This is a genomic window from Okeania sp. SIO2B3 (genome assembly GCF_010672525.1).
GTDB lineage: Bacteria > Cyanobacteriota > Cyanobacteriia > Cyanobacteriales > Microcoleaceae > Okeania.
Genome location: NZ_JAAHGH010000068.1, coordinates 18,754 through 40,883 on the forward strand (window position 1 = coordinate 18,754; position 22,130 = coordinate 40,883).

The following is a 22,130-nucleotide window of genomic DNA, read 5'->3' on the forward strand; positions in this document are numbered from 1 at the left end:
GAAGAAGGAAGAAGGAAGAAGTGGATGGAGACTAATTTTAAAGACCTTGTAGATAGGGGGGTATTAAACTCAAAAGAAAAAGATAAATGGATTGATTATCAACAAGAATTATTGGGTTTGCCTATTGGTATTCATGCTGGTTTTGTTTGGGGTTATTACATTATTAATGTGGGTGGTTTAGTTAAATATTCTAGTGTAGTTGGAGAGTGGATAATTGGGATAAATGGTAATCCTTTGGCGGGTGTAATGGGGTGGTTTTTTTTAGGAGCGATCGCTTTATTTATTCAGCGAAAGTGAAAGGAAGAAGGAAGAAGGAAGAAGGAAGAAAGAAGAAGGAAGAAGGAAGAAGGAAGAAGTGGATGGAGACTAATTTTAAAGACCTTGTAGATAGGGGGGTATTAAACTCAAAAGAAAAAGATAAATGTATTGATTATCAACAACAATTATTGGGTTTGCCTATTGGTATTCATGCTGGTTTTGTTTGGGGTTATTACATTATTAATGTGGGTGGTTTAGTTAAATATTCTAGTGTAGTTGAAGAGTGGGTAGTTGGGATAAATGGTAATCCTTTGGCGGGTGTAATGGGGTGGTTTTTTTTAGGAGCGATCGCTTTATTTATTCAGCGAAAGTGAAAGGAAGAAGGAAGAAGGAAGAAGGAAGAAGGAAGAAAGTTTTTTTGATCACGCTCTTATCCGGACATGATATTAGTTGTGTTTTGACTGAAGCTTATCACCCAAAAATGGAATAAGTCAATTCTCCCCATCTCCCAACTTCTTCATCTCCCCATCTCCCTATCTCTCCCAACTATATAATAGGTATTCAACCGGATTTGATATAGCGTTTCTCAGTAAGCGTGAGGTACACTATTGTCTTTACTTCACTATTGCCTGTTGCCAGATGATCTGTTGCCTAAAGCAAGTAGTTATGTACCTCACTCTTTTTGGGAATTGCTATATTTAGGGTTTGCGCTCAAAAGTCTTTTAGTAGGGGTAGGAGACAACCCACCCGCGGGTCCCTCCCAACCCACCCGCGGGCCCCTCCCAGAAGGGGAGGGGGAGACAGGAGACACGGGGAATGAGCGAGGAGGTAGAAGTAAGAATTGTCCCTAAATTTTTCTGTCCTTGATTTGCCCAAAATGCGCTCCTTTTTGAACGTTTTTGACTAAAACAAGCGCACTTTTTGGGAATATCAGAAGGCTAAAACCTTTATCTATCAATGCTTTGATAATTAATCAGCAAGCCCTATTTAGAGGCAAGTTTCTAACTGCTTGGCCAAAACCTCAATACCTGGTTCGCGTAGAACCCCATAGTGGTCTCCAGGAATAGTATAAATTTCCATCGCTTCCGTAACTAAAGAACTCCAACCTCGCTGTGAGACTTCATCGCTAGCACAAAACAGAACTGTGCGACCAGAGTAAGGTGATGGTAGATATTCATACATCGCTTTGAGGTTAGCCTTGAAGACCTCGAACAACCGATCCATCTGTTTTATACTGATATCGGGTGGCAAAATATTCAGGCGTTTAGCTTCTTGGAGGATGCTATTTAATTGTTCCTCTGGCAAAAGTTGCTGGAGTTCGTTGGCAGAAATTGATAACTCCTTGCCAAATATACCGCCGATATCGGTGACTAGAGAATTAGTCAGAAAAGTGTCATCGATTTGTTCTTGAATAACCGTGGGTGCGTAACTATCAATTAAAGCCAACAGTCCGACTTCTTGTCCCAATGCTTGCAATTGCTGTGCCATTTCCCAAGCAACGACACCACCCAAAGACCAACCACCCAAATAATAAGGTTCTCTTGGTTGAACCGCCTGCAAAGCTTCAATATAACAAGTAGCCATGTCTTTAATGTTAGTTAACGGTTGAGAATTTCCAGATAAACCGGGGGACTGCAAACCGTAAAACGGTCGGTTATTTCCTAAAAGATCGGCTAATTGTGCATAACACAAAACATTGCCTCCCACGGGATGAACGCAGAAGAAAGGTGGTAAGTCTCCTGTTTTCTGAATAGGGACTAAGGGGGAAAAAGGTTGCGCCTGAGTGGTATCACTTAACAAACTAGCTTGGCATTCGATAGTGGGTTCGGTAAACAAAGTTGCTAAAGGTAGATGAGTTCCTAACTGCTGTTCGATGCGAGCCATCAAACGCACTGCTAACAGGGAATGACCACCCAACTCGAAGAAATTATCTCGCACTCCCAGGGTAGGAATATTGAGAACCTCCGACCAAATTTGTACCAGTTTCAGTTCTGTAGTGGTGCGGGGAGTTATTCCTGCTGTTTGAGACAGATGAGAAGTATCTGGTGCGGGGAGAGCGCGACGATCGCTTTTGCCGTTGGGAGTTAGAGGGATGGCCTCTAAACAGACGAAAGCAGAAGGTATCATGTAGTCTGGTAGCTTTGTCTTCAAGAAACTGCGTAACTCAGAGGATGCTACTTCTTCTTTAGCAACAATATAGGCAACGAGGCGCTTGTCTCCTGGAGTATCTTCTCGAACAATAACGACAGCTTCGCCCACCTCTGGATGTTGAGTTAAAACTGCTTCAATTTCTCCGAGTTCGATGCGGAAACCTCGAATTTTTACCTGGTTGTCGATACGTCCAATAAATTCGATGTTGCCATCCGGGAGATAGCGTGCTTTATCGCCTGTTTTGTAGAGGCGAGAACCAGGTTCATTATTAAAGGGGTTGGGAATAAATTTTTGCTCGGTTAATTCAGGGCGATTGAGATAACCTCTGGCTAATCCCGCGCCGCCAATATGGAGTTCGCCAGGTACGCTAATGGGGACAGGTCGGAGATGGCGGTCTAGAATATAGATTTGAGTATTAGCAAGAGCACGTCCAATTGGCACCTCTTGCCCTATAGCGAGGGATGGTGTTATTTTCTGGAGCGTTGCCATCACTGTTGCTTCTGTTGGTCCGTAACCATTAAACAGTTCTGGATAAACGGCGACATATTTTTGCCAATTCTTCACTGACTCCGGAAGCACTCGTTCTCCTCCAATAGTGACTAGACGCACTGAGTCGGGAAACACCTGTTGGATTGAAGTATCTAATTCTGCTATGATTTTTTGCCAGTAAGCTGTCGGCAAATCCAATACTGTTATGCGCCACTCCTGACAGGTTTGCATAAATTTCGAGACAGAACTCAACATTTCTTCATTTCGGAGAATCAGAGTGCCTCCAAAAACCAAGCATGGGTAAATTTCTTCCACTGCTGTATCAAAGCTAATTGAGGCAAATTGGAGAACACGATCGTCCTTATTGATGCCATACTCAGTATGAGCTACTTGCACGAAGTTGCTCAAAGACCGATGCTCTATCTCTACCCCTTTTGGCTTTCCTGTGGAACCTGATGTGTAGATAATGTAAGCTAAGGAGTCCGAAGGAACTTGACTCACATTGTTTTCTTGGCTATAGCAAGAAATATCGTTCCAATCTTTGTCTAAATAGATAAATTGTAAGTTATCTTTTGGTAGTTTATAGCTCGACTTCTCATTTGCTAAGAGAAAATGAACCTGGGAGTCTGAGACAATATAAGCCAAGCGATCGCTCGGATAATCTGGGTCTAAGGGTACATAAGCTCCACCTGCTTTGAGTATTGCCAACAATCCTATTATCATTTCTAGCGATCGCTCTACGCAAATGCCTACCAGAACTTCTGGTTTGACTCCCAAGTTTTGCAAATACCGTGCCAGTTGATTTGCTTTCTCATTCAAGTCGCGATAGGTAAGTTGTTCGTCTTCAAAAACAACTGCCACTGCGTCGGGAGTTCGTTCTACTTGTGACTCAAATAACTGATGAATACACTGATTTTGAGGATAGGTTGTTTTGGTATCGTTAAGGTAGCGTGCCTGATATTCAGTTTTGTAAAGATTGGAGTTCGGTTCCGTGCTAAAGGGATTAGGAATAAATTTTTGCGCGGTTAATTCCGGGCGATTGAGATAACCTCTGGCTAATCCTGCGCCACCAATGTACAATTCTCCTGGTACACCGACGGGGACTGGTTGGAGATGCTTGTCGAGAATATAGATTTGGGTGTTGGCGATCGGGCGACCGATGGGAAAGGTTGATCTGCTCTCTATGGATGACTCTTGGTTGAACTGATAAGTCAACACTCCTACAGTTGTTTCTGTTGGTCCGTAATGGTTAAAGATAGAACAGTAAGGAACTTGAGATTGCAGGGACTTAACCCACTCAGGATTAGAGGGTTCGCCACCTAAAATCAACACTTGACGTGGTAACAGTCGTTCTGGGTGAGACGCGCTTTGCAATGCTATCAGATGGGAGGGAACAATTTTGACGCAATCAATTTCCTGATGCTGGATATAATCAGCTAGGGTATCGGGTTCAGATGCTTTTTCTTGGGAGATAATGTGAAGACACCCTCCTGTACATAAGGCAGGAAAAACAATTGTGTTACCTAGATCGGTAGTAATGCTGGAAACTAATGCAAAGTTACGACAAGAGTTGAGATTAAATTGTTGAATAATGCTATTGAGGTAGTTTGTCATCGATTTGTGTTCGATCTCTACTCCTTTGGGTTGACCTGTAGTTCCTGATGTATAGATAGTGTAGAGTAAATTTTCCGGCTGGACTTGATTCACTAAATTACGGTCACTTTCTTGTGCTATTTTCAACCAATCTACGTCTAAGAAAACCTGATTTACTTGAGGTTGTAGCGGTACGCAATCTAATTTTTTCTGAGTTAACAAAACCGATATCTGGGAATCTGAGATTTGATAGGTTAATCTTTCTGGAGGAGAATTTGGGTCTAACGCTACATACCCTCCACCAGTCTTGAGAATGCCCAGTATTCCTACTAACATTTCCAGCGATCGCTCAACACAGAGTCCCACGAGTACCTCTGTTTTGACTCCCAAGTTTTGCAAATACCGTGCCAGTTGATTTGCTTTCGCGTTCAACTCACGATATGTCAGTTGTTCGCTCTCAAAAACCACTGCTACCACATCGGGAGTCCGTTCCACCTGTTCCTCAAATAACTGATGGATGCACTTATCCTGTGGATAGGTCGCCTGGGTATTGTTCCATTCTACTAATAACTGATGGCGTTCTCCTTCTGTTAACAATGGTAGTTCCCCAATACGCATTTGTGGATGAGTAGCGATCGCTTGGAGCAAAGTCTTAAAATGTCCGATAGATCGATGAATAGTTGCTGGTTCAAACAAATCCCGATTATATTCCCAATATCCAATTAATCCTTTTTCTGTCTCCTCCATTGACAAGGTTAGATCGAATTTTGCTTTTGCACTTTCCATCTGCAACCAATTAAAACTCACCCCCGGTAAGTCCAGAGGTGCCATCGGGGCATTTTGCAGGGCAAACGCCACCTGAAATATGGGCGTGTAACTTAGACTGCGTTCCGGTTGCAGTGCTTCTACCAATTGCTCAAACGGTAAATCCTGATGAGCGTAAGCATCCAAAGCAGTCTGCCGTATCTGATGCAATAATTCAGTAAAACTGGGATTATCTTCAAATTGAGTTCGCAGCACCAAGGTATTGACAAAAAAGCCAATTAACCCTTCTATTTCACTGCGGTTGCGGTTAGCAATGGGTGTACCAACAACTATATCTTCTTGACCAGAATAACGATAAAGTAAAGTGCTAAAGGCAGTAAATAGAGTCATAAATAGAGTCACTCCTAATTCTTGACTCAAACCCTTGAGCTGTTTTGTGAAATCGACTCCAAGCTCAAAAAACTCTTTACCTCCAATAGCTGTCTGCACCGTTTTCCGAGGATAGTCTGTAGGTAATTCTAATAGAGGTGGCGCTCCTGTTAACTGTTGTTTCCAGTAATCTAGTTGCGGTGCTAGAATTTCAACAGTTGCAGGTTGCCGTTGCCAGCAAGCAAAGTCAGCATATTGAATTGGCAGTTGCGGTAAGGGTGAAGCTTTTCCTTGAACATAAGCTCCATAAAGCACTTCCAATTCATGGCTAAATACACCTGTTGACCAACCATCAGTAATAATATGGTGCATTGTCAACAACAGCACATAATCATCGACTGCCAATTGCAATAGGGTAACTCGCACTAAAGAATCATTTGCTAAGTCAAAAGGTTGCTGAATTTCTCGTTCACCCAAGCGTTGCACTTCTTTTAGCTGTTCCTCTGATGGCAGCTGCTGTAAGTCAACAATAGGCATTTTCAAATCCAGTTCTGGGTGAATAACTCGAACAGGAGAACCAGCGATCGCCTGATAATTCGTCCGCAAGCTCTCGTGACTGCGAACTATTTCTTGTACTGCTTTTTCTAATGCTTCGACAGAGAGGGAACCGGATAGACGCAACCCTTCTTGCTCGTTATAAACGACACTTCCTTCCTGCAATTGGTCTAAAAACCACAGTCGTTGCTCTGCGAAGGATAAGGGCAATTCTCCATCTCGCGACACTGGTTGTATAGGAGCTAATTGTTGGCGAGTCGCTCCTAGTATCAGTTCCCCAAATTCTGCCACTGTTGGAAATTCAAACAACCGATGCAGCGACAGTTCTATTTGGAAAGTATCGCGCACTCGTGAAATCAGTTGAGTTGCACCAATGGAGTCTCCTCCCAACATAAAGAAATTGTCTAATACTCCTACCTCGTTAAGACTGAGAATTTCTGCCCATATTCCTGCGAGAATTTCTTCTGTGGGAGTTCGCGGTGCAACTAATTCCACATCCAGAACCGGACGAGACTTATCTGGAGCAGGTAGAGCGCGTCGGTCAATTTTCCCGCTGGGTGTGAGGGGGAATTCGTCCACAACAACAAATGCTGATGGCATCATGTAATCCGGCAGTTTTTCTTGGAGGAACCCGCGCAACTGAGGAATTAATTGACTGTGTTTGGTTCCAGTGTATGGTTTATTAGCATAAGCACTCCAAGGTTTAAGTGTGGGGGGTGTGGGGAGTGTGGAACCCACCCCTCGCCCCTCCCCCTCCCAGGAGGGGAATGTGGGAAGTGTGGGGAGTGAAAGACGATCCATTTCTTGCTTGAGCAACGTCATAGTGCTGTCTGCAATTAAATTAGTATCGTTTCGCACGAATATCACATTATAGTAACCATCAGCACCATTGCCAGACCAGGTAATTTTTATCCGATAAGGAACCTTTTTCTGCAATTCCCAGCATTCTTCCGGTTCAATTCCGTTTCGGGTAATTTTTTGTTGCAGTTCCCCTACAGTTTCAGGACAATTTGAACTTGCCAACAATGCCATTGCTTGCACATCTCCCCAAATTCTGGCGTTGGGAATGCCAGCCACAACGAGCATTTCTGGGGAAGTTTCTATCAGTTGCTCGTGAACTTTGGCGATGGTTAAATTATCTTGTTCCCAGTTAAGAAATACGGGGGAAGTTGTCGCAGACGAGACTTTTTTCCCTAAATGGAGAACCACATCGTAACGGAAGCGAGTCAATTCATTTTGATAATACCCGCGCTTGAGTTGAATTTCTACATGACTAATTTGGGGTAAATGCGCTTTGAGAGCAATAAAGAATTCGGGGTCAATAATTAGTCGTTGTTCTCGGGATAAGCGCGAAGCTATCCGTTGCTGTAATTCAGATATCGAAAGAGAAGCGGGAGCTTGATATAACTGCACCGAGGTATGAAACATTTCTAACAAAGGCAAACTCAGTATATCTCCCAGAAAAATTTGACCTCCAGGTTCAACTAACTGTACCGCTGTTTCTATAACCTGAACTAGATATTCAATACTGGGAAAAAACTGAATCACTGAGTTGGAGATAGCTGTATCAAAGGGTTCATTGACAATTTCTCCTAAACCATCCGCAGGTGTCTGACGCAGCACTACTGAGGATGCTAACTCACTATTACCAATTTGTCTTTCTAGGTAGCGAATTGCTTCCCCAGAAAGATCCGTAGCATAGTAATATTCACATTGAGAAGCCATCCGAAACAGTAGCAACCCCGTCCCACACCCGATTTCTAACAGTCGCTTGGGTTGCAAAGATAGAATCCGCTCAACGGTATATTCTACCCACTCTCGCACTTGTTCGGGGTCTAGGTCTTTCCCAGTATAGCTATCGTTCCAACCACCGATATGAAAACTCGCGTCTTCCTCATTGTCTGGCTGAATATAAGCTTCATCCCAAATTTTTTGCCATTGTTCGGTTTGCTTGACTACATTTTCTGTATCTGCTTCGGAACCGGGAACCAGGTAAGCAACCAGGCGTTTTTGGTTGGGGATATCTTCCCGTGCAGTAACCACAGTTTGTTTGACATCGGGATGTTTGCTCAGGGTTGCCTCAATTTCTCCAACTTCGATGCGATAACCACGAATTTTGACTTGGTGGTCGATGCGTCCCAAGTATTCAATGTTGCCGTCAGGAAGATAGCGTGCCTTATCTCCAGTTTTGTAGAGACGAGAGTTCGGTTCAGCGCTAAATGGGTTAGGAATAAATTTTTCTGCGGTTAGTTCTGGTCTATTGAGGTATCCTTTCGCCAAACCTGCACCACCAATGTGCAATTCTCCAGGTTCGCCAATTGGTAATTGTTTCCGCTCCGGATCGAGAATATAAGTTTGAGTATTAGCAATTGGTCGCCCGATCGCTACTTCTCCTTCACCGGGTTTGACCTGGTAGATAGTTGCCCAAACAGTAATTTCTGTGGGTCCGTATAAATTCCAGAGGGAGTCACATTTTTCTAATAACTTGTCTGCTAATTCTCTCGATAACTTCTCTCCAGTAGAAATAATTTTCAGATTTTGACTACCTTGCCAACCAGCGTCTAGCAGCATTCGCCAAGTTGCTGGAGTTGCTGACATAACTGTAGGATTTTGGGATGCTAGCAACTCCATTAATTGTGGTGGGTCTTTCACTACTTCTCGACTAGCTAAGACGAGGCGACCTCCAATAGTTAATAGTCCGTATATTTCGGGAACTGAAACGTCAAATGATATAGTGGTGACAGCCAGCATTGTATCGCCAGCACCGAGACCCGGACAAGTAGCGATCGCCTGTAATAAGTTTACTACAGACTTGTGGGCAATTTGCACTCCTTTAGGTTTTCCAGTAGAACCCGACGTATAGATAATGTAAGCTAAACTTTCAGAACTTAGCCTACTGTCTAGATTTTCTGGACTCTGTTGCGATATCTTCTCCCAGTTCTTGTCTAAGCTAACCATCAAAGAAGACGTTGCCAGGGTTGCCAACTCCAGCAATTTTGTCCCTAGTTTTTCTTGAGTAACTACAATAGACAAACCCGCATCTTCAACCATGAAAGCTAAACGCTCTGTAGGATAAGCTGGGTCTAGCGGCACATAAGCGCCACCCGCTTTCAGGATTCCCAACATAGCGATAACCATGTCCAAAGAGCGATCGATGCAAAGACCCACTAGCACTTCTGGCCCTACGCCCAAATCTTGCAAGTGGCGGGCGAGTTGATTAGCTTTGCCGTTCAATTCCCGGTAGGTTAGCTGTTTTTCCTCAAACACTAATGCCACCGAGTTTGGGGTCTTTTCTACCTGTTGTTCAAATAACTGGTGGATGCACTTTTCCTGGGGATACTCCACAGCAGTATTGTTCCAAGAGGTTAAGAAGCGATCGCTTTCTTCTTTTGTCACCATCGTTAATTTTTCCGCTAATCCTACAAGGGTAGTATTTTAACCGAATTTATCTTTTTAGTCTAAGGGACATCTCCTATAAAGTAGGGGCGTTTTGCTAGCACACAACTATGTTAACGCCCCGCGACATATAAAGCGACAGCTCTACCTTAGCAAATGGCCATTAGCTAGCAACTACGTTAACGCTCCTACTGCCCTGATTATCCGCAACATTCTTTTTCCACGCTTGGTATGATATGAAATACGGAAAGTCATGCTACGAATAATGGCCTTACTTAAAAGACTTTACTAAAAACAGAGTTTGACTTTAACCAAATAATCTATAATAACAAATTGATCAATATTTGCTAAAAATAGCTAGGATATTTTTTAGGAGTCAACCCTACCCCTAACCCAAGCCACCCCTCGACCGCTTGTTTCTCCTTTAAAGTAGAGGCTTTAAACCTTAATTATTAGGTGACAAAAGTTTTAGTATTTCATATTATTTACCACTCAAAAAAGTGTCTTTAATTGAATAAATAAAAATCAAAAATCTCAACCATTTGGGTTGATAAAGTAGAGAGATAAAATTCAAATATCTTGTCTATTTCTGGCATCTAAAAATTTTAATTGTTGATACAACATCCCAATTTTATCTAGTTGAATACCTGCTGCACCTGCCATTCGTAAGGGGTTGCCAATAATACTTTCTATTTCTAAAGGTTGTCGTCGCTCATAATCAATTTTCATGCTAGTTAAATAAGGCTTTAGTTTGTCAGTATCGTCTAACATATTTTGAATATAACTATCTGAAATTTGGCACTGACAACTTTTTGCACCCTCCAATACTTCCTGCATTATTTCTGTAATTAAGTTTCTAGTATGAGTATCTCCCATCATTTCATCAGTTCGAGCATCTAGAATTACTGACAAGCTGTTATAAGGAATATTCCAAACTAATTTTTTCCATCTTTCTCGGAATAAATCTTCACTCAAATTAACTTGTATTCCAGCACTTTCAAAATCCTGGGAAATTTCACGCATTTTATTAGTAATATTAGCAGGTTGATAATTTGTGGTATATTTTCCGATTCTAATTAGACCATAATCTACATGGCGAATATGACCGTAACCTATTTTATTAGAAGCAATATTAGATACTCCTCCAATTACTCTTTCTTCACCAATAATTTTGGCTATTTCAGGTTCTGCACCCAATCCATTTTGTAAGAGTAAGACAACGTTATTTTCTTGGCATAAAGGTGGAAGTAATTCTGATAATAAATGGTTTTGTGTTGTTTTTAATGCTACGAGAATCACATCACATTTTGGCATTTTATTGGTATTGTTATAGGCGTTAATTTGAGGGAGGGTAAAGTCGCCATATTTGGATTCTATGATTAAACCATTTTTGAGAACGTGCTGATAATCACTACGCAGTAAAAAATGAACTTCTAATCCTGCTTTTTGTAGTTTTGCACCGTAAAAACCTCCTAGTGCGCCACTGCCAATAATAGCGTAAGTATTTTTTGACATTTTATTGTTCTTAAATTCGACTCTGTTTATATTTTATTGAATCAGGAATAATAAAGCTGTATAAATCAATTTTTAACTGGTAAAAATATTGTGTTATTATCATAACGATGAAAGTCTCCTTGAAGATTATGGATAATACTTTTCAAGCTCTAGAGTGCGATACTGATATTTTGATGATTGGTAAAGATACTTTTACTGTTGAACGATTTAAGGAGTTGACAAGAAAAAGAATTCAGAGAAGTTATGAAAGCGATGTGATATATAGATCAAGACAAAAATACTTCTAAGTCAATTGCCTCTAGGTTTTTTCAAGAAAAGCTAGAAATTATTGAAAATGAAGTAAGAATTATCTTCGGAAATATAAAGTTAATTTTCCCAATAGAAGGTATTGAGTGTAAGATATTAAAACTTGGCTCTAAAACTTGGAAACCTGGTAAGCTGAGAATTCAAGTAATACTCAAAAATGCTAGTATTCAAACTATGGAATTTGAATTTTTGTTATGAAGAACCCCCACAACAAGAATCACCATTAGATCATATTCGACAAAGAGAAAATTATCAATAACTTTTAAATAATCAATAAACTTATTACTGGCAAACTGGAAAACTAAAAAAATATCCAGTGTGACACTACTAATGATGCTGTAAGTATTATTTTAAATTTATTGATACAGTAGATTTTGCCTAAGTTAGATATACCAGTAGCGGAGAAAATATCCACACCACAAAAGTTTTATTTAAACCCTGTTATTAAGAGCGAGGTCTTAAATTTTTGTACTTCATATACTTGCATTTTGCTGTATTAAACTCAGCTCTATCATTATTTTATCTGTTCAAATTTTTCAACTTTAATTTTGCTACATGAATAGTCTTTCCATTATCCACTTTGAGATTTTTCCTAAAGCAAATCCTCCTGCCAATGCTAAGAAAATATAATTTATATTTATAACTCCAGCTTCACCTCCTGGAATATTCTGAATAAAGATAGAAAAAACGGTAGCAAGGAAAAACAAGATTAAAGCTAAAATTATAGTTTTAAGAAAAGTTATACTTCTAAATGCTGCAACAAAAGCAACTACAAAGAAAAGTATTGTAAATCCTATCATCAGCGGATCTATTATCAAATCAAAAAAAGGTTTAAATATATCCATAAATTCTATTTTTCGTAAAATTTATTCAACTCTAAACTAGAAAAACTCAATAACCATCTCCTCATTTCATCAGATAATTTTTGCCGATTTCTACTTTGAGGATGAATACAAACGTGCTTCGTAAAAGCCCTGGCCGCCCACTTATCTCCTGTTTCTTTTAAAAATACTTGATAGGAAATCTCAAACTCATCATCTCCCCAACTTTTAGGAATTAATTCAATAGTTAACTCATCCCCACAAAACATCGGGCGACGAAAATCAACATTAGCATGAATAATCGGAATAGCCATTTCTTGATTACTAAAAAAGACTTTCATATTAATACCAAATTCTACTAAAGATGCTTCATAAGCTTCATGGCACATTGCTAAAACATTAGCAAAATAAACTACTCCAGCAGCATCAGTGTCTTGAAAATGAACTATTCTTATATAGTAAAAAGACATTTCATTTATAGATATAGATTTTATCATTAAACCATTTCTCTATGAATTTGCCCTTAATAAAAGATGATAATTATCAGAATAATAAGGTCAGAGCAAAAATTATTAAGTGCATCGTTACAAAGAAATGATATTAAGTTGAATAAAGTTTTAGGTAATAGGTAATAGGTATTAGGTTCAATTAAAAATTAAACTCTAACCAGTTATAGAATTTGTTCGGGATGCTGGCGAAAGTAGGAAAAAATATCCGTTTGATACACCTGCTTAAAGGCGTATTTTCCTGTTTATAAACTATTCAACAGCGAGCCCCAAGGTCTATATCCACAGTCATAATGGGCTAAAATAGGTATAATTGAATCAGTGGTATCTGGACATAAACGCAATCCTTCATCCGTTAACAGATAACGATTTTTCTCATCTTTTTGAACTAAATTGAGGGTTTGAGCAATTTCCAACAGATGTTCTAACATCCATGTTTCAACTTGAAAGGCTTTTCCGATCTCGGATAAGTCTTGACTACCCTGTTGGTGTAAATATTCGGGTAATTTCAAGTGATATAGGGTAAAAATCGCTTGACTGAGGCGATAGCTGGATAATATTTCCTCTAGAGACAGAGAAGTAAATTCAGACTTTCTATTGAGTTTAGAAGACATAATACCATTTCTCAAAAACTTTTCTACATTTTCTTGAGTAGGGGACCCACCCCTAACCCCTCCCAGGATGGGAAATAGGGGAGTGGGGGAGTGGAGGAGAAGTAAACATAAGAATAATTAACATTAACTAGGCTGCTAATTAGCAACAAAGCCTAAAATTAGTGTTAATAACTTAATAACTGAAGTGTTACCCAAGTATAGCATTACTTTTAAGAATTGGTATAAGAGGGTTTTTGAATCAATTCAAGATGAAATTAATTAATATTTGAGACAGAATCTAACTGATATTGGGTAAAAAAGAAATAGGTTCAACAGGGGCAATATGATTAGCTAAACTTTCCATCTCGGCTAAACTACCATGACAATACAACGCTAAATCACAACCGGCTGCCAGACTATCTCTAACCTTGACGACCACATCACCGGACAAAGCTTTCATGCTTAAATCATCGGTCACCAGTACCCCTTCAAATCCAATATGCTGGCGAATCACTTCCTGAATCACTTTTTGGGAAATGGTGGCACAACGCTCTGTATCATAGGCAGTATAAATCACATGGGCAGTCATCGCCCAAGAAACAGATTTAGCCAAGGCTTGAAAAGGTAAAAAATCACGGTTACACAGGTCTTGTCTGGATGCATCCACCACTGGCAATGCTTCATGGCTATCGACTAAAGCCCGACCATGACCAGGGATATGTTTAATCACCGGAACCACACCCCCTGCTTGATAACCTCTAATTACAGCCTCAGCCATCGTAATAATCTCTTGAGGAGAACTGCTATAAGCGCGTTCTCCAATCACTGGGTCAGCGTCCGGTATGGGACAGTCTAGCACCGGGGCGCAATTAACATTAATGCCAAGGGCTATTAATTGCTCTGCATTACGTTTTGCATCTGCTTCTGCCAAACGAGCAGCTTCTGTAAGATCGCTGGTTTGCTGTAAATAAGAAACCGCAGCGGGTGCCAGCCACCAGTGGGGTGCATCCAGACGAACCACGCGCCCCCCTTCTTGGTCAATTAAAATTGGAATATTTTCTTGATTAACACAATCTCTCAAAACATCGGTTAACTGTTTCGTTTGCCTAGGGGTTTCACAGTTGCGTTTAAACAGAATAAATCCAGCAGGTTGACAACGGGTAAATAGTTGTCGCTCTGCTTCAGATAATGTGCTACCAGCACAAGAAAAAATAATGGGTAACATTTTGAATTGTAAATGATGAAATTATCGGGAAATTAGTAGAAGATTTAATGAAGTTTAATCATCATAAATTACCATGTTACATAAATGGAATTAAAGCCATGAATAAACTACTTAATATTTAATTATTTCTGAGCAACTAAAATTCATAAAAGTGAGTTTTTTGATAATCTGATTTTAGAGGCTAGCTTGAACTATTATTCAACGCAGGTGGGGGGTGTGGCAGGGCCAACGCATCTGATTTTGAAGTTCTGACAGGGCAAGGATGTTAGACTTATAAGTATTTCTACTCATTACTTTTCTCAAGCTTAACAACAAAAGCTTCCAGAATTTAGATGCGTTTGCCCTGTAATGGTTCCCTTTCTGTTGAAGTATTCTTCAGCTTATTCGATAAGTCCATCTCTATATATAGCTTTCAACTAGCTTGTCACCCCGTGAGCTAGAAACTACATATCTGTAACGTTATAGTTTTTCCTCGCTATATCTTTATATAGTTTATTTAGGGTTTGCTGAATAAACTATGAGTAGTAGGGGTAGGAGGTAGGAGACAACCCACCCCTCGCCCCCTCCCCCTCCGGTGGAGGGGAAGTCAGGAGAAATGGGGAATGAGCGAGGAGGTAGGAGCGGGCGTTTTGTCCCTCAATTTTTCTGTCCTTACTTTGCTTTTGATGCTAACATGCATGAGGGTTTTAGACTAAAACAAGCGCACTTTTTGGGAATCCAAGAAAGCTCAAACTTTTACCTGTTAATGGTTTGATAATTAATCAGCAAACCCTATTTACTTAAATTCCGGATCGCCTGACACCTACCATTCAAGAAAGGGTAGGGAGGATAAATCATATATTTAGGAATTAGGGATTTTTGAGTTTTAAACACTACATATCTGTAACGTTATAGTTTTTGCTCACTATATATACTCTGTTTACCTAAATTCTGATAACCTAACACCTAGCACTAAAGTCCCGGTAGAGAGGATAAATCATATATTTAGGACTTAAGTATTTTTGAGTTTTAAACACTACATATCTGTAACGTTATAGTTTTTGCTCACTATATATACTCTTGACCTAAATACTGATCGCCTACCACCTAACACTCAAGGAAGGGTAGGGAGTATAAATCATATACTTAGGAATTAGGTATTTTTGAGTTCTAAACACTACATATCTATAACGTTATAGTTTTTGTTCACTATATATAGTAGTTGAAGCAAATGGTGCGGACATATCAAAAGCTTAAAACTCATACAACGCAAGATTTTTCAGTCCTTCGCTCCTTCCTTCTTCCTTTTTTGAACAATGAACAATACTCAATTTTATTGTAGTAATTGTTCATTGAACATTCATCAGAATTAATTTTGTAATTAAATTAACCCTTATTTTTAATCATCATTACATCAATAATATTAGTAGCTACTGCTTCAGAAATTTCCAAAGCATTATACAACTCATTCAAAAGTTGTTCCTCCTCTTCAGCAAGGTCTCCATCTACTAAAACCAAGTCTGTACTAACAGCAAAAACTGTTTCTCTTAACTCCTGTGGAAGTTTAGCAACTGCCGCATCAAACAAAGGCTTTATTTCTTTATTTTTAATCATACCAAGGAGACGGTCTTGCATTTCTGTCTTACGTTCTTTTGGATAATCACTAAACAGTTGCATACGAGAGAAAATATTATTAATACCTTGAGATTCACTCCTAGTAATAACACCATCAGCAGCAACAGCAATTAAGGCGATCGCTGCAAAAGCTTCTGCGGGTTCTAATTGAATATCAGTAGCTTGTATTGTTGTTGTTCCTTGATCGAAAAGACCCATTTTAGTTACCTCGTTAATGATTTTTTTACCATCTCTATTTTGGGAAAATATTAGGTGTTATCAAATAAGTTTTATATTTAATCTAAAACTTAAAATTTACCGAATAATTAAGGTTTAAAGCCTCTTATTTTCAAGGAGAGGTAATTATTAATTATTCATTATTAATTGTTAACACCTACTACTTTTTTCAATACTTCTCAAAAACTGCTAAATTAGCTTTGAGAAAATCAATAAATTGTCGTGCCGTTCGCCCAGAGCGACCATTATGTCTAGTAGCCCATTGTAAGGCTTGATAGTCTAAATCTTCAGAATTTAGATTGATTTTTGCCTGTTTTGCCAGATGTCTAACAATTGTTAAATAAGTATCCTGGTTAGCAGGCTCAAAAGTTAAAGTTAAGCCAAAGCGATCGCTAAAAGAAAGCTTTTCTTGAACTGTATCCCAATTATGAACCTCATCACTATCTTTTGGGCGAGGGCGATCGTTAAAAAATTCTCTAATTAAATGCCTTCTATTTGATGTAGCATAGACTACCACATTTGCTGGTCTAGCAGTTAAATTACCTTCTAAAACTACTTTGAGAGCTTTAAAAGTATCATCATCTTCTTCAAAGGAAAGGTCATCCACAAAGATAATAAATTTTTGTGGAATATCGCGTAATTTTTCTGCAATTAATGGTAAATCTTTTAAGTCTGATTTAGCTACTTCGACTAAACGAAGATTGCGTTGACTATACTCATTTAATAAAGCTTTTATTAAAGAAGATTTGCCAGAACCGCGACTACCATATAGTAATATATTCAGGGCTGAATATCCTGCTAGGAGAAATTCTGTATTTTTGATTAAGGTATCTTTTTGAAATTCATATCCGACTAATTCTTTTAATTCAACTGGGTCGGGGTAAGTAATAGTAAGTAGTTGACCGTTACGCCATTCAAAGGCAATTGATTCGGCGAATAAACCCGTACCATTCTGATGATAATGAGTTGCTAAGGTTTCAATAGCATCTGCCCAATTTTCCAAATTTATTAACTTTTTATATATAACTTCTTCTTTTCTTAATTGTAGTTCCCACGCAATAGGAGGCTTCTCTAATTTTGCTATTGTTTGTATCCACTGACTAATTTTTTGACTACTACATTGATAAAGATTTTGTAAAATTTGCAAATCATGTTTTGCTGCTGAAATTAACGTTGGAGAAAGGTCAGTCAGTTTTCTTTGTTGAACTTGTTTGCTAAAGGGATTATCATCCTTAATAATCTGAGAAATTATATATTCTTGCCAGGAAATATTTCTACTAGCAATAGTTTTAAACCAATTACTATAAGCTTGAATACATTCAATTTCATTTACATCATTTTTAGACAGAGATTGTAATAATTGAATAAAAGTTTCACCTACTGGATTTTTGAGAATAGACTGATATAACAACAAAGATGCTGTTTGCTTTTGTAAGTTGTGAATTTGGGCTATAGTTTGGTAATCTATAGTTTGGTAATCTAGAGAAGACATAATTGATAATTTGATTGCCTTTTTAATAACTGCTAATTATTCAGCCATATTTGTTATTTATTAAGAGTAATTATGGGTTACTCTGAAAATAAGTCTACTCTCTATAGTTATAGAAAATTATTTTTTTAGATTAACTTAAGATATTGCAGATATTACTTCAGACAGAGGAAATAAATACTGATATTTTTATAAGCTGCTGAAAGTAAGTCTTAATAGATAGGTATAACTTAACTTAAGGTTCATTACTAAGTAGAACATGGTGAATTTTGGGCGCTATGTATCAAATTTTAAATTAGCTGAAAAGTTTATATTCATTGCCTTGAGGTGTTTTTTGATTAAAAATGTAACGTCTTTTTTTGAGCCTGCTCTACTTACTAACAATATTTTTGATTATTTGATTGAGTTTGTTGGAAAATTAATATCTGGAATAAACCCTGAGAATCTTTAACAATATTTTTCAGGGTTTTATCTATTTGAATTTGAAAAAAGTAGGTTTTGGTTCATAATTAAACAATTAACAATTACATCTCCTGAAAAGGATAGGATTGACTCAAAGGATTTTTTTCTCCTTGATGTGATTAGGCTTTAAACTTTAATTATCGTTACTTCGCTTCCATTACTAGTTAAGTTTTGCGGGACAGGGAATAGGGAAATGGGGAAGTTTTCTCCTTATTTTCAAGTTTTGATGAAAATCAAACGTAAAGTAATATTAAGATTTAATAAAAATTATAACTATTAGTAGAGCTGACTATAACAATAGCTGTATAAATTAATTTTAGTTCTTGAAAATTAATACTAATAATTATGAATATTGCCATAATAGCAGCGATCGCCTATGGTATTTTAGCCATTGTTGGGGGCATTATCGGATATACCAAAGTGGGCAGCAAAATTTCCTTAATCTCTGGTAGTGTAAGTGGTCTACTACTAATAATTAGTGGTATTATCCAACTAATGGGTATGAATTGGGGTTTAATATTTTCTACAATTATTGCAACTATTCTAGTAATTACATTCATTATCCGTTTAGTGAAAACTCGTAAAATGATGCCTGCGGGATTAATGATTTTAACTGGTATTACTGCTGTAGCACTTATGGTGTATCAAATTAGTCTAAACAATTCAGCCACAATTTAATAGGGAACATCAGAGCTGGGAATAGAATAAAGACTTAATAAATATATAAATATATAGTTTTCTAGTAGAAAAAATTTCCTCCTCTCTCCTAATATCAAATCCGGTAGCATCGATATAAAATCTTTTGAAGGTAGGAGTCAGGAGTCAGGAGTAGGGGCGTTAACAATAGTTATGCGAAGCAAATGGCCGTTCGCCCCTACAGGAGAAAAAACAGTTATAAAGATTTGGTAATGGTGAAGATGGACAATATTTTTAGATCTAATTAGAGCTTGCTGATTAAATCTAAAAGTATGACAGATAAGGAATTTAGCCTTTTTAGATTGTATCATCACTCAAAGTCTTAACTTTTTCCTGAAACTAAGTCGCAATAATTTCAGCCATTTATTAACTCGGCGTTGGTAATTGGTAAGATGATTTCCTAGTAAGGTTAACATCCCTTGCCTACTCTGGTTAGGTATTCGGAGCTATCACAGGAGGATTACCCTTAAAGTTTCATCTCTTGATTTACCAACGCCAAACTTTCTCCTTCTATTCCTCTTTCTTCTTTCTTCCCTCCTGACTCGGTCTTCCTGACTTCCCCTCCCCTCCTGGGAGGGGCGCGCGGGTGGGTTGGGAGTGGCGCGCGGGTGGGTTGACTCCTCAGTAATTAAGATTAATATCATACCCGCGCTTTACCAACGCCATTAACTCCTCAATCTCCAAGTTATTTACTGTCTGCTCATCAGCCATCTCAGCCTCTATGATTGAGATGGACTTAATACTCCTTGAAATAACAAATTTAATCCACGTCGAACATATTCTGACCAAGATTCAATTGTAGGCGGAAAAATTAGAGAATAGAGCATAATTCCACTCATAGAGTCAAATACCAGACCAGAATCTAAATCAGCCTGAATTTCATTTCTCATCTTGGCTCGCTCAATTACAATAGCAAAGGCTTCTCGTCGAGGTTGCAGATATTTTGTCCAATAAATTTGAGCAAATTGAGAATTACTAGAAGCACTGCTGATAATCATGGCTACAGTTTGTCGTCCTAAAGAACTTTGAGTAATCTGTGCAGCATTTTCAATCAGCTCATCAAGGTCGCTCCAAATATTTCCAGTATCAGGGATCGTTACATCTTGTCTAACACTTTCAATCGCATCAGCGACTAATTCTTCCTTACTACTATAGCGTCGATAAATAGTAGTTTTAGCTACTCCTGAACGAGCAGAAATTGCTTCAATACTCATCGTTTCAAAACTAACTTCTCCTAACAATTCTAAAGTAGCCTGTAATATGGCTTGATGAGATTTAGCACTACGAGGTCTTCCTAGTCTTTTTTTTGTATTGCTCATAATTGTTGTGATATACTTACGAAACAGTGTCGTATCGTAATAATCAGATAATGAGTAAGCATTTTCCTCCTAAGTACACTAATAAATATAGCACTCAGACTCTTCAGCAAGGATTAGAAGAATATTTTAAGGTAAATCCTAATATCACTGACCCCAGACAACAGCCTCCAGAATTCGCCAAAATCTTGTTGGCACACGATATTTCTCATGTTCTCCTTGGTTGTGACACTGATATGTATGACGAAATCAAGTTATTACCATTATCTTTTTGGACAAGTGATTTTAAGTTTGATGATTATATAAATACCCGCAAAGACCCCAAAATCAGACCAGCAATAGACATTATGTATGATGACTTAATTAAACAGCATGGAGTTTTATGGTTGTATAGTTCAATTTTATTTGTATTGCCACGGTTACTACCAGAAGTCTTGATAATTTGGTTTAAGACTCGTGGCACAAGAAAATATTACCCTTTTCTAGATTATGAGTCTCTACTTAACCGTCCTCTTCTAGAAATACGTCAGGAGTTTGACCTATTAAAATTTATTGGGTAATAATACTTGTACATTTTTTCAGAGATAAAAAAATTCTGAAAGTTAAGGAGCCATCTAAAAATAAGTTGTACAAATTTTATCTGGAATAAATTGTGAAATATAGCTCCCATCAAAAAAACTGTTCAGGTTATTTTTACACGAGTCCTAAGTAAGAAAAATTATTCGATCAATTTCAACTATTTCCTGTTTCTTCAATAAGTTCAAAATAACTATAAAAATCCTTAGATAGATCGTTTTCTAGCTGAATACTCAAACCACAACTGACGAAACATTGTTTCATTTTTTCTTCCTTCCTGCTTCCTGCTTCCTGCTTCCTGCTTCCTGCTTCCTACTTACTGCTTCCTGCTTCCTGCTTCTTCCTTCTTCCTTCTTCGTTGCTGTAATTACTTATCGTTGCCAAAGTTTAATAGTTCTGTCCTTACTACCACTAGCAATACTATGACCATCAGGACTAAAAGTAACCCAATAAATTTCATCTTGATGACCACTCAAAGTATGAACTTATTCCCCAGTATCTAATATCATGTCCGGTTGAATAGTTATTATTAAGATAGTAGGGGAGTAGGGGAGTAGGGGACCCACCCGCAGGCCCCTCCTGGGAGGGGAAAATAGAAAGATTTACTGTTTAAGCACTCATGATCAGTTTTTTCCAGATCGCTCTTATCCGGACATGAGATCAGACCTCAGACCTACCACCTCAGACCTAAGACCTCAGACCTAAGACCTTGAATAGTCAATGTAGCAATATTTTTTGAAAATGGTATCAGAATATTTTCCTGATTCCAAAACTGAAAATTAGAAGTTTAATTGTCACCTTTAATCATTAAATTGATAGGTAAGCATTTCCTGGGGAATGCGGAGCTAACAGCCATCATTCATCAGCTATTGCTTTGAGTTTGAGAGCAAAGCTTGAGTAATTGAGTCAGAATTTATACTTACCCCTAAAAGCTAGCTGAAACAGTCTATATTCATTAAAACCCTGTCATAATAGCTTATAGCTAACAGCGAGCTAGCTGAATGCTGACATTGATAGAGATATGTTACTCCAGAACACAAATTGATTCTGCTCAAAAGTCTCATATAGAAACCAAAATCAGAATTTGGGCCGCTCAAAACCACAGCACAATTTCGGTAGTGCTATTATAGATAGAACCAAAGCTCAAATCAGGTATAGGGAGTTAAGTGGATGAGTCATGAAATTATAGCAATTAGGAGACCTGTTAGGCCAAAACAGC

The 22,130-nt window shown here is 38.3% G+C and carries 15 protein-coding genes; 5 read left to right on the forward strand and 10 right to left on the reverse strand.

Annotated elements, in window-relative coordinates; all coding sequences use genetic code 11:
- Window positions 1-24 precede the first annotated feature (24 nt).
- Together F6K15_RS27525 and F6K15_RS38670 are read left to right on the forward strand one after the other, a co-directional pair.
- Window positions 25-297, forward strand: a complete 273-nt coding sequence (locus tag F6K15_RS27525) for a hypothetical protein (protein ID WP_363268835.1) — start codon at window positions 25-27, stop codon at window positions 295-297.
- Window positions 252-632 (forward strand): hypothetical protein, encoded by a 381-nt coding sequence (locus F6K15_RS38670; RefSeq protein ID WP_363268837.1) that lies wholly within the window; start codon window positions 252-254, stop codon window positions 630-632. The genes F6K15_RS27525 and F6K15_RS38670 overlap by 46 nt, the downstream gene beginning before the upstream one ends.
- A 613-nt stretch (window positions 633-1,245) precedes the next feature.
- On the opposite strand, the gene F6K15_RS27535 is transcribed toward F6K15_RS38670, so the two are convergent.
- Both F6K15_RS27535 and F6K15_RS27540 read right to left on the reverse strand, forming a co-directional pair.
- Window positions 1,246-9,579 carry a non-ribosomal peptide synthetase gene (locus F6K15_RS27535; protein WP_293067117.1) on the reverse strand — a complete coding sequence of 2,778 codons (8,334 nt, stop codon included), beginning with the start codon at window positions 9,577-9,579 and terminating at the stop codon, window positions 1,246-1,248.
- A 567-nt stretch (window positions 9,580-10,146) separates the two neighbouring features.
- Window positions 10,147-11,091 carry a putative 2-dehydropantoate 2-reductase gene (locus F6K15_RS27540; RefSeq protein ID WP_293067119.1) on the reverse strand — a complete coding sequence of 315 codons (945 nt, stop codon included), beginning with the start codon at window positions 11,089-11,091 and terminating at the stop codon, window positions 10,147-10,149.
- Window positions 11,092-11,415: 324 nt separating this feature from the next.
- Here F6K15_RS27540 and F6K15_RS38675 point away from each other — a divergent pair, with 324 nt between their 5' ends.
- Entirely contained in the window at window positions 11,416-11,595 is a 180-nt protein-coding gene (locus F6K15_RS38675) for a KGK domain-containing protein (RefSeq protein ID WP_363268844.1), read from the forward strand.
- Between the two features lie 353 nt (window positions 11,596-11,948).
- Here the strand turns inward: F6K15_RS38675 and F6K15_RS27545 are convergent, their stop codons facing one another.
- From F6K15_RS27545 to F6K15_RS27570, 6 genes are all read right to left on the reverse strand, one after another.
- The gene (locus F6K15_RS27545) at window positions 11,949-12,242 is read right to left on the reverse strand and encodes a hypothetical protein (protein WP_293067122.1); all 294 of its coding nucleotides are present in this window, start codon (window positions 12,240-12,242) and stop codon (window positions 11,949-11,951) included.
- A gap of 5 nt (window positions 12,243-12,247) precedes the next feature.
- Window positions 12,248-12,688 carry a thioesterase family protein gene (locus F6K15_RS27550; protein ID WP_293067125.1) on the reverse strand — a complete coding sequence of 147 codons (441 nt, stop codon included), beginning with the start codon at window positions 12,686-12,688 and terminating at the stop codon, window positions 12,248-12,250.
- A 281-nt stretch (window positions 12,689-12,969) separates the two neighbouring features.
- On the reverse strand, window positions 12,970-13,338 hold the full coding sequence (locus F6K15_RS27555) for a methyltransferase dimerization domain-containing protein (protein ID WP_293067128.1): 369 nt from the start codon (window positions 13,336-13,338) through the stop codon (window positions 12,970-12,972).
- Between the two features lie 277 nt (window positions 13,339-13,615).
- Window positions 13,616-14,542: a beta-N-acetylhexosaminidase gene (nagZ, locus tag F6K15_RS27560; protein WP_293067131.1), complete on the reverse strand. Its 927-nt coding sequence runs from the start codon at window positions 14,540-14,542 to the stop codon at window positions 13,616-13,618.
- A gap of 1,365 nt (window positions 14,543-15,907) precedes the next feature.
- Complete coding sequence (locus F6K15_RS27565) at window positions 15,908-16,354, reverse strand: tellurite resistance TerB family protein (protein ID WP_293067134.1); 447 nt, start codon at window positions 16,352-16,354, stop codon at window positions 15,908-15,910.
- A gap of 187 nt (window positions 16,355-16,541) precedes the next feature.
- A complete protein-coding gene (locus F6K15_RS27570; RefSeq protein ID WP_293067137.1) occupies window positions 16,542-17,864 on the reverse strand; it encodes an ATP-binding protein in 1,323 nt (440 codons plus the stop codon).
- A gap of 804 nt (window positions 17,865-18,668) precedes the next feature.
- On the opposite strand from F6K15_RS27570, the gene F6K15_RS27575 reads away from it, so the two are divergent.
- The gene (locus F6K15_RS27575; RefSeq protein ID WP_293067139.1) at window positions 18,669-19,001 is read left to right on the forward strand and encodes a TMEM14 family protein; all 333 of its coding nucleotides are present in this window, start codon (window positions 18,669-18,671) and stop codon (window positions 18,999-19,001) included.
- A 737-nt stretch (window positions 19,002-19,738) separates the two neighbouring features.
- Here F6K15_RS27575 and F6K15_RS27580 read toward each other — a convergent pair.
- Window positions 19,739-20,338 (reverse strand): TetR/AcrR family transcriptional regulator, encoded by a 600-nt coding sequence (locus F6K15_RS27580; protein ID WP_293067141.1) that lies wholly within the window; start codon window positions 20,336-20,338, stop codon window positions 19,739-19,741.
- A gap of 50 nt (window positions 20,339-20,388) precedes the next feature.
- Between F6K15_RS27580 and F6K15_RS27585 the strand changes: the two genes are divergently transcribed.
- A complete protein-coding gene (locus F6K15_RS27585) occupies window positions 20,389-20,895 on the forward strand; it encodes a hypothetical protein (protein WP_293067143.1) in 507 nt (168 codons plus the stop codon).
- 387 nt (window positions 20,896-21,282) lie between these two features.
- Here the strand turns inward: F6K15_RS27585 and F6K15_RS27590 are convergent, their stop codons facing one another.
- The gene (locus F6K15_RS27590; RefSeq protein WP_363268842.1) at window positions 21,283-21,387 is read right to left on the reverse strand and encodes a WD40 repeat domain-containing protein; all 105 of its coding nucleotides are present in this window, start codon (window positions 21,385-21,387) and stop codon (window positions 21,283-21,285) included.
- Window positions 21,388-22,130: the final 743 nt, after the last annotated feature.

Bases quoted from the DNA above. Each gene is read 5' to 3' on its own strand.
- F6K15_RS27525 (WP_363268835.1), top strand. From the start codon at position 25: ATGGAGACTAATTTTAAAGACCTTGTAGATAGGGGGGTATTAAACTCA.
- F6K15_RS27535 (WP_293067117.1), bottom strand. From the start codon at position 9,579: ATGGTGACAAAAGAAGAAAGCGATCGCTTCTTAACCTCTTGGAACAAT.
- F6K15_RS27540 (WP_293067119.1), bottom strand. From the start codon at position 11,091: ATGTCAAAAAATACTTACGCTATTATTGGCAGTGGCGCACTAGGAGGT.
- F6K15_RS27545 (WP_293067122.1), bottom strand. From the start codon at position 12,242: ATGGATATATTTAAACCTTTTTTTGATTTGATAATAGATCCGCTGATG.
- F6K15_RS27550 (WP_293067125.1), bottom strand. From the start codon at position 12,688: ATGTCTTTTTACTATATAAGAATAGTTCATTTTCAAGACACTGATGCT.
- F6K15_RS27555 (WP_293067128.1), bottom strand. From the start codon at position 13,338: ATGTCTTCTAAACTCAATAGAAAGTCTGAATTTACTTCTCTGTCTCTA.
- nagZ (WP_293067131.1), bottom strand. From the start codon at position 14,542: ATGTTACCCATTATTTTTTCTTGTGCTGGTAGCACATTATCTGAAGCA.
- F6K15_RS27565 (WP_293067134.1), bottom strand. From the start codon at position 16,354: ATGGGTCTTTTCGATCAAGGAACAACAACAATACAAGCTACTGATATT.
- F6K15_RS27570 (WP_293067137.1), bottom strand. From the start codon at position 17,864: ATGTCTTCTCTAGATTACCAAACTATAGATTACCAAACTATAGCCCAA.
- F6K15_RS27575 (WP_293067139.1), top strand. From the start codon at position 18,669: ATGAATATTGCCATAATAGCAGCGATCGCCTATGGTATTTTAGCCATT.
- F6K15_RS27580 (WP_293067141.1), bottom strand. From the start codon at position 20,338: ATGAGCAATACAAAAAAAAGACTAGGAAGACCTCGTAGTGCTAAATCT.
- F6K15_RS27585 (WP_293067143.1), top strand. From the start codon at position 20,389: ATGAGTAAGCATTTTCCTCCTAAGTACACTAATAAATATAGCACTCAG.